The organism is Nonomuraea sp. JJY05 (assembly GCF_043496855.1).
Taxonomy (GTDB): Bacteria; Actinomycetota; Actinomycetes; order Streptosporangiales; family Streptosporangiaceae; genus Nonomuraea.
Window position 1 is genome coordinate 34692 of sequence record NZ_JBIEIS010000047.1, and the last position, 15205, is coordinate 49896.

15 protein-coding genes are annotated in these 15205 nt (G+C 70.5%); 6 read left to right on the forward strand and 9 right to left on the reverse strand.

Annotated elements, in window-relative coordinates:
- Positions 1–52 precede the first annotated feature (52 nt).
- Entirely contained in the window at positions 53–3136 is a 3084-nt protein-coding gene (locus tag ACFKCF_RS49125) for a BTAD domain-containing putative transcriptional regulator (RefSeq protein WP_394502607.1), read from the reverse strand.
- Between the two features lie 98 nt (positions 3137–3234).
- On the opposite strand from ACFKCF_RS49125, the gene ACFKCF_RS49130 reads away from it, so the two are divergent.
- Together ACFKCF_RS49130 and ACFKCF_RS49135 are read left to right on the forward strand one after the other, a co-directional pair.
- On the forward strand, positions 3235–4236 hold the full coding sequence (locus ACFKCF_RS49130; protein ID WP_394502609.1) for an NADP-dependent oxidoreductase: 1002 nt from the start codon (positions 3235–3237) through the stop codon (positions 4234–4236).
- A 34-nt stretch (positions 4237–4270) separates the two neighbouring features.
- Positions 4271–4711, forward strand: coding sequence for a pyridoxamine 5'-phosphate oxidase family protein (locus ACFKCF_RS49135; RefSeq protein ID WP_394502611.1), 441 nt, complete (start codon positions 4271–4273; stop codon positions 4709–4711).
- A 121-nt stretch (positions 4712–4832) separates the two neighbouring features.
- Here ACFKCF_RS49135 and ACFKCF_RS49140 read toward each other — a convergent pair whose 3' ends face one another.
- The 4 genes from ACFKCF_RS49140 to ACFKCF_RS49155 all read right to left on the reverse strand — a co-directional run bounded on the left by ACFKCF_RS49140 (position 4833) and on the right by ACFKCF_RS49155 (position 7227).
- On the reverse strand, positions 4833–4967 hold the full coding sequence (locus ACFKCF_RS49140) for a hypothetical protein (protein WP_394502613.1): 135 nt from the start codon (positions 4965–4967) through the stop codon (positions 4833–4835).
- Between the two features lie 65 nt (positions 4968–5032).
- A complete protein-coding gene (locus ACFKCF_RS49145) occupies positions 5033–5485 on the reverse strand; it encodes a hypothetical protein (RefSeq protein ID WP_394502615.1) in 453 nt (150 codons plus the stop codon).
- A gap of 186 nt (positions 5486–5671) precedes the next feature.
- Positions 5672–6838 carry a CU044_5270 family protein gene (locus ACFKCF_RS49150; RefSeq protein ID WP_394502617.1) on the reverse strand — a complete coding sequence of 389 codons (1167 nt, stop codon included), beginning with the start codon at positions 6836–6838 and terminating at the stop codon, positions 5672–5674.
- The gene (locus tag ACFKCF_RS49155) at positions 6835–7227 is read right to left on the reverse strand and encodes an RNA polymerase sigma factor (protein ID WP_394502708.1); all 393 of its coding nucleotides are present in this window, start codon (positions 7225–7227) and stop codon (positions 6835–6837) included. Before ACFKCF_RS49155 ends, ACFKCF_RS49150 begins: the two co-directional genes overlap by 4 nt.
- Here ACFKCF_RS49155 and ACFKCF_RS49160 point away from each other — a divergent pair.
- Entirely contained in the window at positions 7219–7365 is a 147-nt protein-coding gene (locus tag ACFKCF_RS49160) for a hypothetical protein (RefSeq protein WP_394502619.1), read from the forward strand. The genes ACFKCF_RS49155 and ACFKCF_RS49160 overlap by 9 nt on opposite strands.
- Positions 7366–7397: 32 nt before the next feature.
- Positions 7398–8162 (forward strand): hypothetical protein, encoded by a 765-nt coding sequence (locus ACFKCF_RS49165; protein ID WP_394502620.1) that lies wholly within the window; start codon positions 7398–7400, stop codon positions 8160–8162.
- Positions 8163–8401: 239 nt separating this feature from the next.
- Here ACFKCF_RS49165 and ACFKCF_RS49170 read toward each other — a convergent pair whose 3' ends face one another.
- On the reverse strand, positions 8402–8833 hold the full coding sequence (locus tag ACFKCF_RS49170) for a nitroreductase/quinone reductase family protein (protein WP_394502622.1): 432 nt from the start codon (positions 8831–8833) through the stop codon (positions 8402–8404).
- A gap of 356 nt (positions 8834–9189) precedes the next feature.
- Entirely contained in the window at positions 9190–9951 is a 762-nt protein-coding gene (locus ACFKCF_RS49175) for an SDR family oxidoreductase (RefSeq protein ID WP_394502623.1), read from the reverse strand.
- A 148-nt stretch (positions 9952–10099) separates the two neighbouring features.
- Here ACFKCF_RS49175 and ACFKCF_RS49180 point away from each other — a divergent pair, with 148 nt between their 5' ends.
- Positions 10100–13384, forward strand: a complete 3285-nt coding sequence (locus ACFKCF_RS49180; RefSeq protein ID WP_394502625.1) for a BTAD domain-containing putative transcriptional regulator — start codon at positions 10100–10102, stop codon at positions 13382–13384.
- 121 nt (positions 13385–13505) lie between these two features.
- Here ACFKCF_RS49180 and ACFKCF_RS49185 read toward each other — a convergent pair whose 3' ends face one another.
- Together ACFKCF_RS49185 and ACFKCF_RS49190 are read right to left on the reverse strand one after the other, a co-directional pair.
- Positions 13506–14465: a hypothetical protein gene (locus ACFKCF_RS49185; protein WP_394502627.1), complete on the reverse strand. Its 960-nt coding sequence runs from the start codon at positions 14463–14465 to the stop codon at positions 13506–13508.
- A 118-nt stretch (positions 14466–14583) separates the two neighbouring features.
- Positions 14584–14829, reverse strand: coding sequence for a hypothetical protein (locus tag ACFKCF_RS49190; RefSeq protein WP_394502629.1), 246 nt, complete (start codon positions 14827–14829; stop codon positions 14584–14586).
- 80 nt (positions 14830–14909) lie between these two features.
- Here ACFKCF_RS49190 and ACFKCF_RS49195 point away from each other — a divergent pair, with 80 nt between their 5' ends.
- Positions 14910–15104, forward strand: a complete 195-nt coding sequence (locus ACFKCF_RS49195; RefSeq protein ID WP_394502631.1) for a Tn3 family transposase — start codon at positions 14910–14912, stop codon at positions 15102–15104.
- Positions 15105–15205 lie beyond the last annotated feature (101 nt).

Sequence of the window (15205 nt, forward strand, 5' to 3'; positions counted from 1 at the left end):
CAGTGGGTGACGGGTACGACCCTGACGGAATGCGCGCACGATCGGCTGGGGGTCAGCGCACGGCCGCCTCCTCGCCCAGCCCGGCGCGGACCGCGGCGGCGATCCGGTCGACGTCGCCGCGTTCCGCGGGCGGCAGCGGCGCGCCGACCGACTCCCTGAGCGCGGTAGCCTCCCCCAGCAGGGTCGCCGCCTCCTCGTATGTGCCCTCGGCCGCCGCGACCCCGGCCAGCCCTTCCCGGGCCAGGGCGATGGCACGAGGGTCGCCGGCCTTGCCGGCCGCGGCCAGTCCCTGCAGATGCAGCGACCTGGCCGCCGCGAGATCGCCGCGCAGCTCGGCGATGAAACCGAGCTCGGCCAGCAGCAGCGTCACCCCGTAGAAGGGCAGCCCGTAGTCCTTTTCCAGGCGCCGGTTCCAGGCCAGCGACTGCTCGAAAAGCCGCTGCGCGGTGTCGAGGTCGCCGGCGCGGCGGGCCACGAGGCCGAGGCCGACCCGGGCAAACTCCTCCGCGAAGCGGTTGGACTGCTCGGCCGCCAGGCGCATCCCCTGCTCGTGCAGTTCCCGGGATCCGTCCAGATCCCCGGTCAGCAGGGCGAGCCGTCCGAGGCTGGACAGCCGGTAGGACGCGTCGGTCCACAGCCTCAGGTCCTCGGCGACGCGCAGGCCCTCGCGGTGCAGCCGTCCTGCCCGGTCGTAGTCGCCGTTGATCTCGGCGAGGTAGCCGAGCATGTCGGAGGCCTGCAGCCGTCCCCAGCCGTCGCCCAGCTCGTCGAAGATCGCCAGGCTTTGGGTGCCGGACCGCTCGGCGAGGGCGTGGTCACCCTGGAACATCGCCTGCTTGGCGCGACCGGCCAGCGCCGCCGCCTCGCCCCAGCGGTCGCCGGCGGCGCGGACGGCGGTCAGCGTCTCGGTCAGCAGGCTCTCGGCGGTGGCGGCGTCCCCGAAGCTCAGATGCGCGACCGCGAGGAACCAGCGTGATCGTGCCTCATGGGCTTCCAGCGCCTGTGCTGCGGTATGGCTGTGCTCCAGCAAGCCGGTGCCGTCGCCGGTCAGCATCGTGAACCCGGCCTCCCACGCCGCCGTCCTAGGGCACCGCGCGCCGGGCAGCGCCATGGCCGCGGCGATGGCGGCGCGGCCCTCGCGGTGCCTGCCGCGTAGGAACCAGTACCACGCCAGGGCGTCGACCAGACGCAGTGCGAGCGCGGAGTCGGTGGTGTGCTCGAGCGTGGCCCGCAGGTTGGGCGTCTCAGCGTCCAGGCGGTCCAGCCATTGGCGCTGAGCGGGACCTTGCAGGTGCGGCCTGGCCTGTTCGGCCAGCTCGGTGTAGTAGCGGTCGCGGCGCTGGAAGACGGGGTCGTCGCCGGGGAGCCGTTCGAGACAGTAGGCGGCGATCGACTCCAGCAGCCGGTAGCGGATCCCGCCGCAGGACTCGACCATCGACCTGGCCACCAGCTGGTCCAGCAGGTCGGCCACCTCCAGTCCGGGGCTCGCACACACCTCCACGGCCGCCTCCAGCGTGCAGCCGCCCGGGTGGACGGCCAGCCGCGCCAGGATCAGCCGCTGGTGCTCGGTGAGCTGCTCCCAGCTCCAGTCGATCACCGCGCGCAGGGTCTGCTGGCGGGCGGGCCGCCCCCGGCCCGACACGGTGAGCAGGTGGAAGCGGTCGTCGAGGCGGTCGGCCACGCCGCGCACCCCCAGCGTGCGTACCCGGGCGGCGGCCAGTTCCAGCGCCAGCGGCAGGCCGTCCAGCCTCCGGCAGATCGCCGCTACCGCGGGCGCGCTGATCTCGTCCAGCACGAACCCGGGCGCGGCGGCTGCGGCACGGGCTACGAACAGTTGTACGGAGCCGGCCTGTGCCGGGTCTGCTCCCGGCACCGGAAGCTCCAGTGGCGGCACCGCGTACAGCGTCTCTCCTGGGATCGCCAGCGACTCTTGGCTGGTCGTCAGCACCCGCAGGCCGGGGGCGGCCCGCAGGAGCAGATCCACCAGTTCGGCGACCGGTTCGATCAGGTGTTCGCAGTTGTCCAGCACAAGCAGCAGCCGGCGGCCGCGCAGGGCGTCGGCGAGCCGGTGCGCCAGGTGGGCCGGGCGTGCGCCGGGACGCGCACCGGTCGCCGTGTCGTCGCGGACGTCCAGTTCGGCGGCCACCACCTCGGCCACGGTCGCGGTCTCGCCCGAGGTGCCCGCCAGCTCGACCAGCCACACCCCATCGGGAAAGGCGTCGGTGGCGCGATCGGCGGCCGCCAGGGCGAGCCGGGTCTTGCCGACACCGCCCGGGCCGGTCAGCGTGACGAGACGAGCTGAGCCGAGCAGGGCGCCGACCTCGGTCACGGCCTGCGCGCGGCCGATCAGTTCGGTGACGGGGGCGGGCAGGTTCGTACGCGGGCGCGCGGGCGTAAGCGAGGGATCCTGGCGCAACATCGCCTGGTGGAGGGTGGCCAGCTCGGGTCCGGGGTCGAGGCCCAGTTCGCCGGCCAGCCGGTGCCGCAGGTCGTCGTACCCGGCCAGCGCCTCGGCCTGCCGTCCCGACCGGTAGAGCGCGCGCAGATGGGCGGCGCGCAGGCGTTCGCGCAGCGGGTGCGCGGCCACCAGTTCGCCCAGTTCGTCGGCCAGCAGGGTGTGCTCGCCCAGTTCCAGCCGTATCTCCGCCCGCTCCTCCAGCGCGGTCAGGCGTTGCTCCTCCAACCGGGTGGCGGCGGTACGGACGAACTCCTCGTCGCTGAAGTCGGCGTAGGCCGGACCGCGCCACAGCGCCAGCGCATCCCCCAGCAGCCCCGCCTTCGCCCGCGAATCCGCGGCGGCGCGGGCCCGGTCGAGCAGCGCGACGAAGCGGGCGGCGTCCACGTCGGCGGCGCGCAGGACGTACCCCGCCGCCTGGAAGGCCACCAGCTCGCGACCTCCCGGCTCCCCCTGTTCCAGGGCTCGGCGTAGCTGGGACACCTTGGTCTGCAGCGTGTTGACAGGGTTGCCCGGCGGGTCGGCCCCCCACAGGTCCTCGGCCAGGCGGTCGGCCGACACCGGACGTCCCTCGTGGGCCAGCAGGTCGGCCAGTAGCGCCCGGACCTTCACCTCGGGGACCCGCACGAGCCGCCCGTCGTCGTTCCACACGGAAAGAGGGCCAAGTACACCGAATCGCACCTGGTCACCGTACCCGCAGCGAACCCCCAGCCGATCGTGCGCGCCCCCGTCCACAGTGGTTCTCGAAACAGACGGCACGACGAACGAGGAGCACCACCATGACCGTGAACCGTGAGATCCAGCTGGCCGCCCGCCCCGTCGGTGAGCCCGGCACGGAGAACTTCGCGCTGGTCACCACCACACTGCCCGATCTGGCCGAGGGCCAGGTGCTGGTCCGTAACACGTGGATGTCGGTGGATCCCTACATGCGCGAGCGCATGCACGACGCCGAGTCCTACCTGCCGCCGTTCCAGCTCGGCGCACCTCTGGACGGCTCGGCGATCGGCGAGGTCGTGGCCTCGCGCTCGGCCGACATCCCGGTGGGCGCGACCGTCGTGCACTTCCTGGGCTGGCGCGAGTACGCCGTGGTGGACGCCGCGGCCGCGACCGTCGCCGACCTCTCCCTGGCCCCCGCCGAGGCGTGGCTGGGCGTGCTGGGCACCACCGGGCTGACCGCCTACGCGGCCCTGACCCAGGTGGCCCCCGTCCGGGAGGGCGACGTGGTCTTCGTCTCGGCGGCGGCCGGAGCGGTGGGCAGCGTCGCCGGGCAACTCGCCCGCAAGCTCGGCGCCTCCCGCGTGATCGGCTCCGCGGGCGGAGCGCTGAAGGCCGAGAAGCTCGTACAGGACTTCGGCTACGACGCCGCGATCGACTACCGTGCCGGTTCCCTCGCCGAGCGGCTGGCCGAGGCCGCCCCCGGCGGCATCGACGTCTACGTCGACCACGTCGGCGGCGACCACCTGGTGGCGGCCATCGACGCGCTGCGTCACGGCGGCAGGATCGCGCTGGTGGGAGCGATCAGCTCCTACAACGCCATCGAGCCGGTCCCCGGTCCGGGCAACCTGTTCACCCTGGCCGCCAAGGACGCCACCCTGCGCGGCATGCTGATCAACTCCTACTTCCACCTCTTCCCGGAGTGGATCACGAGGGCGGCCGGCTGGCTGGCCGACGGCTCCTTGCACACCGAGCTGACCGTGGCCGAGGGCGTCGAGCGGGCGCCCGCCGCGTTCCTGGACATGATGCGCGGCGGCAACGTCGGCAAGATGCTGGTCAGGCTCTGACCCGCTGCGGGCCCGACGACCAAGGAGGTAGATCATGTCAACGCGAATGAGCAGGGCCGAGCGGGACAGCTTCCTCGCCGGCACCCACATCGGAGTGCTGAGCGTGGCCGGTTCCGGCGGACGGCCGCCCATGGCGGTGCCCATCTGGTACGGCTACGAGCCCGGTGGCGAGCTCACCTTCGCCACGAGCGCCGACAGCGTCAAGATGGCACTCATCCGTGCAGCCGGTCAGATCGGATTCACGGTCCAGCAGGAAGCGATGCCGTACAAGTATGTCTCCATCGAGGGGAGCGTCGTGGGCTATGAGCGGACCGATGCCGACGAATACCGCAGGTGGTGCGTCCGCTATCTCGGCCCAGATGCGGGCGAGCGGTTCTTCGACAGCATCGAGGACTACGTACGGACGATGATCACCGTGCGGGTCCGGCCCGAACGCTGGCGAACCTATGACTTCGGCAGGGAATTCAGCGGATAGCATACGCAGCCGGACGCGAGATGAGGTGCACCGGAAATCAGTGTCAGGGGAGGTTATCCCTAGCCCTTACCCGACTCCGCGAGTAGTCGGCTTCTCGCGCAGTGGATCGCTCGCGCGCTCGTCACCAAGCCCCGGTGATCTTCGCCGACGAGCCGACCGGCGCCCTGGACACCACGCCCTTCTCGCCGACGGTCCAGAACCGGGTCAGTTGTTCGACGGCAACCACTCCTTCGACCCGGTCGCCGCCCCCATCCACGGCCGGAATCCCTCACGGGAAATGCAACGCAGGACGGACGGTCTACTCGCCGAGCACGGAGGTGTTCAAACGCCGGCGGTGCGTCCCGCGCAGCGCATGGTCTTGCCCTTCTTCACGAACGTGGAGTCGACGACGAGATAGAGCTTCCTCTTGGCCGGGACCTTCACGTCGACGACGATGTCGTAGGAGACGTCGTCGGAGGCGTGCACCTCATGGATCGTCTCCCCGAAGACCTTCCTGTCCTTGCCGCGCTGTTCGACCATCAGGCGAAGGTGTGCGGTCTTCAGGCGGATCGGCACCTCGGAGCCCCATCGGTAGATGATGTCGGAGACGCGGTGGTACCCACCGGACGTCCTGTACTTCATCTCGAAGTCCGCCTTCTGACCATCACTCATCGTGCAACTTGCCTTGACGTGATGCCCCGGAACAGCGGTGGCGTGCGCGGCGGAGGCCAGCAGGACGAGTGACAGGCCGGCCCCGGTGAGCATTGCCGCGGCCTTCCCGACGATGTGCGTCATTTAGCAATCCCCTCTTACGTGGCTCGTGTCTGTGGTTGAGCTTGAAGGCAGGGCGTTGAGGATGGGTTGAGGATCTGTTGGAGCGGGCTGAGATGGTCGGAGTGACACGGACCTCTGCTCCTGAGGCTGGTCCTGGACAATCCCCCAAACCCTGCCTGGAAAGACACCAAGACCTTCAGGACACTCCTAGTCGGGCAGGTGGGGCTCGGCGTCGGTCCAGCCCGACTCCAAGATCATGCTGTAGCCGAGGATCCTGCCGGGAACTTGCCAAGCCTGGCTGTCAGGGCCGGGTTTCTGAAGGGTGTCCCTGATGCCCAGAACCTTGCCGGTCCGCTGGTCGAAGAGGAGGTCCCGTTGAATCGTCCCCCGGCCGTCGCGACTCTCGAACGAGGTCGCGAGGGCGACCCCGGTGCGGCCGAGCGGGTCCGTAGCGGCGCCGAGTCGGCGTACGCCGGGGTAGTCGGTGAGCAGGCGCATGAGGCCGGCTCGCACTTTGGGAGGGACGGGAGTGTTGCTAAGAGTGAAGAAGACCTTGTTGAGTACGTCAGATGCGCGGTCGCAGCGCTTGCGCGCCGCGTTGAGGCCCTGGCGGCGGAGTTGCTCGGCCACTTCCGGCGTGAGCCTGACTCTGCCCTCGCACAGCACGTCGCGCAGTCTCTCGGGTTCGGTCGGGAGGTTTTGGAGCTGCGCGTAAGTGAACGAGCCGATGCCTGGAATGTTGAAGGCGCCGCCGTCGTAGGTGTTCTGGTCCTTCTCCCAGTCGTCCGGCTTGGTGCTGATCGTCCGGGTCACCCCCGACGAGCGTACCCGCCAGTTTCGAGGTGAGCCCGCCTCCCGCCAGGACTTGACGTCGGCATCGGTCTGGGGCCGGCCGGCGAAGTCGCGGCCGTAAAAGGCCTGGCCGTCGCCGCGGGTGCGTCCCGTCCACTCGAAGGTCTCGCTGCGCTCCTCCACGACGTACCCGCCCGTCTGACTGAGCGCGAGCAGCGGCAGGCTGGTCCGCTGGTGAGTGAACCAGTAGCGACCTTGCGGCTGCCGTTCGGCCTGGGAGGCGGCGGCCAGCATCATGCCGCGCGGCGAGAGCGTTCGAGGGCTGGGATCCACGCCCCTTTTTGCTCCACCGGGCTTTCCCGGGCCTGCGGGGTCGTCGGCGATGAGCGTCATGCCCGCCACCACAGACGCGATCATGGCGGCGGCCACCAGGCCGAGCGGCAGGCGCCAAGCGCGGCGAGGGTGGGAGCGTACAGTGTCGGCCTGGCTCAGCATCTGGGTCCGGGCCTGGGCCATGGTCTGGTGGTCGGGTGCGGGCGGGTCCTCGTCGTACAGTCCTCGTACGAGATCCAGATCGTTCATCGATGCATCTCTTCCTCGTCCAGCAGGGGATTCGTCCCGCCCAGCGCCTTGCGTAGCTTTTTGCGAGCCCGGTTCAGCCGTGAGGACACCGTGCCGAAGGGCACGTCCAGAGCCTGCGCCACCTCCTCGTAGCTCAGCCCCGACAGCACCACCAGTAACAGCACGTCACGCTGATCGGCGGGCAAAGCGGCAACGGCTCTGGCCAGCGTTCCTTTGATGCCTTCAGCACTCACTTTCGCGGTCACCTCGTCCTCATGACCGCCGGTGGACTCCGTTACCGGGCGCAGCCGGTCCACGGCGCGTAAGAGGCGTACCTCGTCGCGCCGGTGGCGACTCATGACGTTGGTCGCGATGCCGTAGAGCCACGGTCGTGCGCTGCTGTGGTTCAGGTCGTAGCGTCGACGCTGGCGGAAGGCGAGGGCGAACGTCTCGGCGCAGACGGCGTCGCGGCGGTGAGCGCAGAGGCTGCCCGCCTGCAGCAGGCCGCGAACCTCGTCACCGCCCGGATCGCGGTGATGGGCACGTGAGCGGCCGCCTCGAACGGTGCTACCGCCTCCTGGTGCGTCTGTATCCCAGCGACTATCGAGACAAGCGCAGCGAAGAGCTCATCGACACACTCATGCCGGCGTCCGGCCGGTTCCCCGTGCGCGAGATGTGGGCTCTGGTGGCCGGCGCGTTCGCCGCGCACGCGTTACGAGCCCGGGCGACCCGCGTGCCATGGTGGGCGGACGGTCTGCACCTGGGCGTATTCGTGCTGACGGTCGCCCAGCTGGCCAAGGCGGTGAACCCGCTGCACCAGAGGCCGATGTGGTGCGTAGAGGCGATCATCTTGCTGGTCTTGATCGCGCGAGGCAGGGGACGGCTGGCGCTGCCCCTGTCCCTGGTCGTGTTCGGCGTGCTGCCCTACGGGTTGACTCCATGGATCCGCCCCGGCGTGATCATCGCCGGGCTGGCCGTCCTGGCGGTTTGGCCGGGCAAGGGCCTGGCCAAACGGTCCTGGGCCTGGCTGCTGGTTCCCGCCTTCTGGTGGTGGCTGGCGCCCGTAGGCTCCTTCAGCCTGTACTCCGGACTGCCGTGGGTACCGGTCAGGTTGGGAGTCGAGGCGCTCCTGCTGGTCTGGGCGGTGTGGGCGACGATGGCGGCGCGGGACGCCCGCTGGGCGCTGGCAAGCGCGATCTACGTCTGGACCAGCCTTGCTCTCTTCCAGTTCGGTGGCGGGGACCTGACCTGGCACAGCACTCGCGACTTCCTTTACTGGGGCGGCTCATCACTGCTCGTGCTCGTTTCCGTCGGCATGGCCCGTCGCAGCAAACGGGTGATCTGAGCGCATCCAGCACCCGCGAGTCTCGCTTCAACCGGTGGGCGGCTTGGCCCCTCTTCCCAGCGGCGCCCACTGCGCGGCGGCGCTGGGCTGGATCGGCTTCGGCGGTGATGCGGGCGGTTGTCTCCTCGCCCAGGCGCACATAGCCGCCGATGTCGAAGGTGAGGATTTCGTCGGCGCGTGCGCGGGGTCGTTGAGGAGCGTCTCCAGCCGGGTCTGGAGGTGCCGTCGGCTCGGCTCGGTCAGATGCGCTCCAGGACGACCACGGGGATCTGCCTGCGGCTCTTGGCCTCGTAGGTCCGATAGACCGGCGCGAGCTCGGTCATCATGCGCCAGAGCCGCTCCCGCTCCGGCCCCTCGGCGGTACGCGCGCAGGCGGTGAACCGCTCGCCGAGGATCTGCACGCCGACCTCCGGGTTGGCCACCACGTTGCGGTACCACTCCGGATGCGTGTGGGTAATGGCCGAGCCGGACGCCACCAGCACGTAGCGGCCGTCGTCCTCGCCGAAGAACAGTCCCGTGCGCAGCCACCGCCCCGACTTCCTGCCCTTGACGATGAGGACGAGGTTGGTCACCCCTCCTTCCAGGTAGCCGTCCCGGCCGTCCGTGGCCAGGTATCGGCGGACGTGCCCGGCGACCGAGCGGTCGGGGCTGTCGGCGACGTCGTCCCACATCAGCGGTCTCCCGCGGTGATGACCCCGGCGCCGACCGCGGGCTCTCGCTCGGCCGTGTCGGCGACAGGTCCGGCACCCGAGACGAGCACGCCGGCCGTGCCGTCAGCGGCGACCTGGACGGCACGACCTGCAGGTGCGCCGCCGCCTTTTACACCCTCCCGTGCGGTGCGCGAGGCCGCGCGCCACTGATCGGTCGAGGGCCGAGTAGTCATCACAGTGCCTTTCCATTGCACAGGCTCGAAATGCGCATGCCGCCGACGGCATCACTCGAAGTCATGGGTCTGCCTTTCCGTTCTTCTGTTCAGGGGCCGCCGCCCCGCACATGGGCCGGGCGGCGGCTGGAAGCGGGGCTTGCCTCAATGCGCGCTGCTGAGGCCCTGGGCGAACCCGCCGTCGACCGGGAATTCGGCGTTGGTGGTGAAGGTCGCGTCGGCGGCCAGGAAGAGCGCGGCCGCGGCGACCTCCTCGACGGTGCCGTTGCGCTTCAGCGGAGTGGTCTCGCTGCCCTGCCGCTCGAACTCGCGGCGTTCTTCCTCACTCAGCCCGGCGACGCCCATGGTCGGGGTCTTGATGTAGCCGGGGGCGACGGAGTTGACACGGATCTTGCGGGGCAGGAACTCGGCCGCGAGGACGTGGGAGATCGCGCGCACCGCTTCCTTGGAGCCTGAGTAGGCGCTCAGGCCGGGAAAGATCAGGTCGTTGGCGACGGTGGTGAAGACGATCGCCCCGCCGTCGTTGATCAGCGGTGACAGGCTCTGCACGGTGAAGAAGGCGCCCTTGGCGTTGACGGCGAAGTGCCGGTCCCAGGAGTCCTCGGTGACCTCCTCGAGCGTCTGCACCTCGGCGATGCCATGGTTGACGAAGAGGTAGTCGATGCGGCCGAGCCTGTCCTGCACGGTGGCGGCGAGGGCGCGGATGTCGGCCATGCTCGCCGCGTCGGAGCGTACGACGTGCGCGGCTTCGGGCTTCAGCTCGGTGCGTACCTGCTCGATCTTCGCCTCGTTGCGGCCGGTGAGGACGACCTCGGCCCCGCCGTCCAGGAGCGCCTTGACGATGGCCAGGCCCATTCCGTGGGTACCGCCGGTGACGACGGCCTTCTTGCCTGCGAACTTGCTCATCAGTGACTCCCTGGTCAGACAGCATGTGGTGCGCCGGTTCCGACCGGCGCACCACAGAGAGTGCAGGCTTGGACTCGCGGTCTTCTGTCGGTCTGCTTGCGGGGCGCTGACACCTCAGGCAAGCACCACGTGGCCGTACGGTGAGTCCATGCGTTTCGGGGTGTTGGGTCCGCTTGCGGTCTGGTCGGCGGACGGTGAGCTCGTGGTGGTGCCGGAGTCGAAGGTGCGCTCACTGCTCGCGGCTTTGCTGACGTCCCGGGGGCAGGTGGTCTCCGCCGACCGGCTCGTGGACGAACTGTGGGGCGACACGGCGCCGGCGAACCCCACGGGTGCCCTGCAGACCCTGGTGTCGCGGCTGCGGCGGGTGCTCGTCCGGTCCGGAGGGCAGGGGCTGGTAATGCATCGGGCCCTCGGCTACGTCCTCGACGTGGCGGACGAGGCGGTGGACGCAGGCCGGTTCACCGTGCTCACCACACGGGCCCGGGCCGCCGCCGATCCCCGCGAGCGTGCCGGCCTTCTCACCGAGGCGCTGGCGTTGTGGCGCGGCCCCGCCTTCGCCGACTTCATCGATGAGGATTTCGCGCGGGCGGCCATCACGCGCTTGGAGGAGCAGCGCCTGCTGGCCCTCGAGGAGCAGGCCGAGGCCCGCCTCGAGCTGGGCGAGCACGCACTTCTCGCCGGCGAGCTCGGCGACTTGGCGGACCGCCACCCGCTCCGGGAGCGGCTGCGCGCGGCCCACATGCGAGCCCTGTACGGTGCGGGCCGGGCGAGCGAGGCCCTGGACAGCTATCAGGAGCTACGCCGCCGCCTGGAGGAGGACCTGGGCCTTGAGCCGGGTCCTGAACTGGCCGCTCTGCAACGGGAGATCCTGCGGCAGGCCCCGGCTCTGCGGGCCGTCCCGGCGCCCGCCTCCGCCCCGCGCCGCCAGACCAACCTGCCCGCCCCGGCCACCGGCCTGATCGGGCGGTCGGAGTCCTTGGAGCAGGTCCGCGCTCTGATCGCGGCGGGCCGCCTGGTGACGTTGACGGGGCCCGGTGGGGTCGGCAAGACACGCCTGGCGGTGGAGGTGGCGTCCGGCGTGACCGGTTCCTACGCGGACGGTGTCTGGCTGGTGGAGCTGGCCGCGCAGGCATTCTCCACCGAGTCCGGCGCGGCGACCACGGGCGATGAACTGGCCGAGGTGGTGGCTGCCACGCTGGGAGTCCGGGAAGACGCCAGTCCCGGCCCGCTGCCAGGCAGGCGGCCGCGCACACTGCTCGACCGCCTGTCCGACGCGCTCCGCACCCAGCGCCTGCTGCTGGTCCTGGACAACTGCGAGCACGTCATCGAGGCCGCCGCGAGCCTGGCACAGGCGCTGCTGCGGGACGCCCCGGGAGTACGGATTCTCGCCACCAGCCAGGAACCGCTGAGCATCTCGGGCGAGCAGGTGTGGCCGGTGCCCCCGCTTGAGCTGCCCCCGCTTGATCCGCCCGCTGACTCGGCCGACCAGGCGGTGGTGCGCGCGTCGAGCGCGGTGCAGTTGTTCCTCGAACGGGCTGTCGCCGCCTCGCCCGGCTTCGTCCTCACCGACGACAACGCCCGGGCGGTCGCCTCCATCTGCCGCCGGCTCGACGGGATTCCGCTGGCTCTGGAGCTGGCGTCGACCAGGGTACGGGTCCTGGGTGTGCGTGAGCTGGCCAGACGTCTGGACGACCGGTTCCGGCTGCTCACCGGCGGCCATCGGGGTGCCCCGGCGCGGCAGCAGACCCTGCGCGCGATGATCGACTGGAGCTGGGAACTGCTCACCGCGGCCGAGCAGGCGGTGCTGCGCAGGCTCGCCGTCCACTCCGACGGCTGCACCCTGGAGGCCGCCGAGGCCGTCTGCGCCGGTGCCGGTGTGAAGCCCGCCGAGGTCCTGGACCTGCTGACCCGGCTGGTCGACCGTTCTCTCGTGCTGGTCGCCCACGAGGCCGACGGTACCCGGTACCGGCTGCTCGAGTCCGTCTCGGCGTACCTGCTGGAGCGGCTGCGGGAAACCGAGTACGAGCGGGTGCGGCGCGCCCACGCGCACTACTACGTGGAGCTCGTTGAGCAAGCCGACTCCTTTCTGCGCGGCGCCGAACAGCAGCACTGGCTGCGGCGCCTGGACGCCGAGACCGCCAACATCCGCAGCACGCTCGACAGCGCCGCCGCCGACGGCGAGGGTCGCCTGATGCGCCGGCTTGTCCACGCGCTGGCCTGGTACTGGTTCCTGCGCGGCCGCCTCACCGAGGCCAAGCGCTACCTCACCCTGGCCCTCGCCCTGCCGCAGGATCCTCCCGGATATGGTGAGGGCGCGGCGGCCGGCCGGGTGCCGCACCGGTCGGGGACCGTGGCCTGGCAAACGGGGATGAGCCTGCTGTCCGGCGCCCCGGACGGACCGGCGCGCCACAGCAGGGCCGTCCTCGAAGTGTACGAGGGCATCCGCGACCCGTACGAGCGGACCAGGGCGGGCTGGCTGCTCGGCTTCGCGGTCACCCGGTTCGGGGACTTCTCGGTAGGCGAGGACCTGCTGAACCGGGTGCTGACCGAGTCCCGTGCGCTCGGCGACCGCTGGGCACTCGCCGCGGGGCTCAGCACCCGGGGCATGCAGACGTACGTGTGCGGCGATCTGAAGGCTTCCCGGCGCGATGGCGAGGAGAGCCTCGAGCTCTTCCACGAGGCCGGTGACCGATGGGGGCAGCTGCAGGCCACGGCCGTGCTCGGGCGGCTCGCGGAGATCGAGGGCGACTATCCGCAGGCCGCCCACCTGCACCGAGAAGGGCTGCGGATGGCCGAAGACCTGGGGCTGTGGACCGACGCCTCGATGCGCTGCTCCGAGCTCGGCAGGATCGCCCTGTTGACCGGCGACTACGCCAGGGCCGAGGAGCTCCACGAGCAGGGCCGACGTCTTGCCGTCGAGCAGGGGGACCAGCCGGCCGAGGAGTTCGCCGAGATCGGGCTCGCCCTGGGGGCACGCCGACAGGGTCAGCTCGACCGGGCGGAGTCGTATCTGCGCCGCTGGCTGGAGTGGAATCGGCAGTTCGACGCAGAGTACGGGTCGGCGCTGATCCTGGCCGAGCTCGGCTTCCTCGCGGAGCTGCGCGGGAACGCGGAGACGGCACTGGCGCTGCACCTGGAAGGGCTGGCCGCGGCCCGGGGCACCGGCGATCCACGGGCGATCGCCCTGGCCTTGGAGGGACTCGCCGGGGCGCGGGCCCTCGCCGGACACCCCGTGCGGGCCGCGCACCTGCTCGGCGCGGCGTCCGCGGCCCGCGCGTCCGCGGGCGCTCCGCTGCCGGCGGCCGAGCGGGGAGACGTGAACCGGATCACCGCGGCACTGCGGGCGGCACTGGGAGAAGCAGGCTTCGCAGCCGCATTCGAACAGGGCACCGCCCTGGCCCCGGACACCGACGAGGAGTTGCTCGACGCGTGACGGGGACGCCGGGACACGTACCCGGAGTCCCCCTTGCACGGACGACGCTCCCGCTCCGCCTGCCGCCGTTCCGATCCTCGGTACTCCTACAGCAGACGACCTGCGGGTCGAGCCGGCGCACTCAGTCCCGCGGCGCGGGAGATGGGGAGAGCAACCGGCGCAAATCCGCCTCCGTGAGCGGACGTGCCCGCTGGATGGCCTCCCGTAGCGTCTTCTTGGGGACCGCGTCTGTGGCGCCGATGCGGAGATACAACGCGCCGTGCTGCATCACGTACTCCTGGAGGCCGCACGGGCAGCCTTCTTCCGCCTTCGGTCTGCGCCCACTGCGGTACCACAGTCCGGGCCGCTCAACCGTGCACTCGAGGTTGTCGGCGGCCCGGAAGTTGACCACGAGTATTTGCTCACTGCAGTATTTGGTGGCGAATTCGCCGTGTTCGGCGCTCAGGGTGATGGTGCGAGCCCACTGGGCTTCTCCAGGTCGCCGGTCTTCGGGCGTGAACCAGGCGGTCCTGCCGTCGTGCTCCAGCCGATAGCCGGGCATCGACGTGCTGAACGCCAGTCCCAGCCAGAGGCTGGTCTTGTCCTGCAACGCCTGTTCGTGCGCTTGCTCCCGTAACCTCTCCGCCCGCACATCAGACAGATACGAGCCGCCCGCGACGAGCGTCACGGCGATTGCCAGCCCGCTCAGTGTGAACCATCGGCCGGCGAGGATCGCGGCGCACAACGCGAAACCCGCACCGCCCGCAGCCAGTGTCGGCCACTGATCGAAGTTCAGGCCCAGTCCGAGTCTGCCGTTCATCACCACGCCGTACACCGACGTGGCCAGCCCGCCGGCGAGGACCAGCCATGCCCAGGCCAGCCGTCCCTTGGCGGTCGAGGTGAGCCCGGACGCCTGCTTCGAGGCCGCGGCGATGGCGTACAGCAGCGCCACCGAACCCAGCACGATCAGCACTGTGATGACAAGCCCGAGCAGCAGGCCTCCCATCAGGGCTGCGGCGAGACCGCCGTAGAAGATCACAGGTGCGATGACCATCCCTGCCGCCCAGGTCAGCGCCATCTGTACCGCGACATACCTGTCCATTGCCACCGCCGTCCAGTTGGGATCTCCTCACCTGGTTTGTGTGACGCCCCTCGGCGTACGGACGATCGAGGCGGTGATCGAGATGTGATGTCCCTGCCGAAGAACTGTTCTCAGGCGATCAGGCCGAGCAGCACCCAAGGAGCATGGTGGCGTTGGCCCCGGCCACCGCGAGGTGCCGCAGCAGGGCGAGGTCCACCAGCGGGGCGGCACACCGGCGTTCGCGGCGCACCCACGCGGCGAGCAGCACGGCTGCGTCGACCGGCAGGGCAGTCGCGAACGCCGGGTCCTCGGTCCACAGGGTGGTCTGGCTGATCGTCAGCGACAACGTGACGAGGCCGGCGCCGAGAAGCGCGGCCCCGGGCACATCGACCGCCGCCGACCTGCCCGGTGGCGGCTGCGGGTGAGGAACATTGGTACCGGATCGTGCGCTAAGCGTTTGTCCTGGTGAGCACCCGCTACTTATACGACCGCGACCTGCAGCGAGAGATCGAGGAAGGGCTGAACGTGGTCGAGGCGTGGAAGCGCGCCAACTCGGTGATCTGCTACGGCCGCCGTGCAGTGATCAGCAGGCCGGACCGTTCGGTGAGCAGGGCTGGGTCGTGGGTGCAGATCAGGTGCAGGCGCAGTCCCCAGAAGTAGCGGGAGTGCGAACGGCAGTAGCCGTCCAGCTGCGGAGCCTTCCCACCGCGGCGATCGAGGCGTTCTTGCTGCGCGGCGGGCGCAGGTACACCGGACACATC

What these genes read in the sequence shown, in the direction of transcription:
- ACFKCF_RS49130 (WP_394502609.1), top strand. Translation starts at nt 3,235, where the DNA reads ATGACCGTGAACCGTGAGATCCAGCTGGCCGCCCGCCCCGTCGGTGAG.
- ACFKCF_RS49135 (WP_394502611.1), top strand. Translation starts at nt 4,271, where the DNA reads ATGTCAACGCGAATGAGCAGGGCCGAGCGGGACAGCTTCCTCGCCGGC.
- ACFKCF_RS49145 (WP_394502615.1), bottom strand. Translation starts at nt 5,485, where the DNA reads ATGACGCACATCGTCGGGAAGGCCGCGGCAATGCTCACCGGGGCCGGC.
- ACFKCF_RS49150 (WP_394502617.1), bottom strand. Translation starts at nt 6,838, where the DNA reads ATGAACGATCTGGATCTCGTACGAGGACTGTACGACGAGGACCCGCCC.
- ACFKCF_RS49170 (WP_394502622.1), bottom strand. Translation starts at nt 8,833, where the DNA reads ATGTGGGACGACGTCGCCGACAGCCCCGACCGCTCGGTCGCCGGGCAC.
- ACFKCF_RS49175 (WP_394502623.1), bottom strand. Translation starts at nt 9,951, where the DNA reads ATGAGCAAGTTCGCAGGCAAGAAGGCCGTCGTCACCGGCGGTACCCAC.
- ACFKCF_RS49180 (WP_394502625.1), top strand. Translation starts at nt 10,100, where the DNA reads ATGCGTTTCGGGGTGTTGGGTCCGCTTGCGGTCTGGTCGGCGGACGGT.
- ACFKCF_RS49185 (WP_394502627.1), bottom strand. Translation starts at nt 14,465, where the DNA reads ATGGACAGGTATGTCGCGGTACAGATGGCGCTGACCTGGGCGGCAGGG.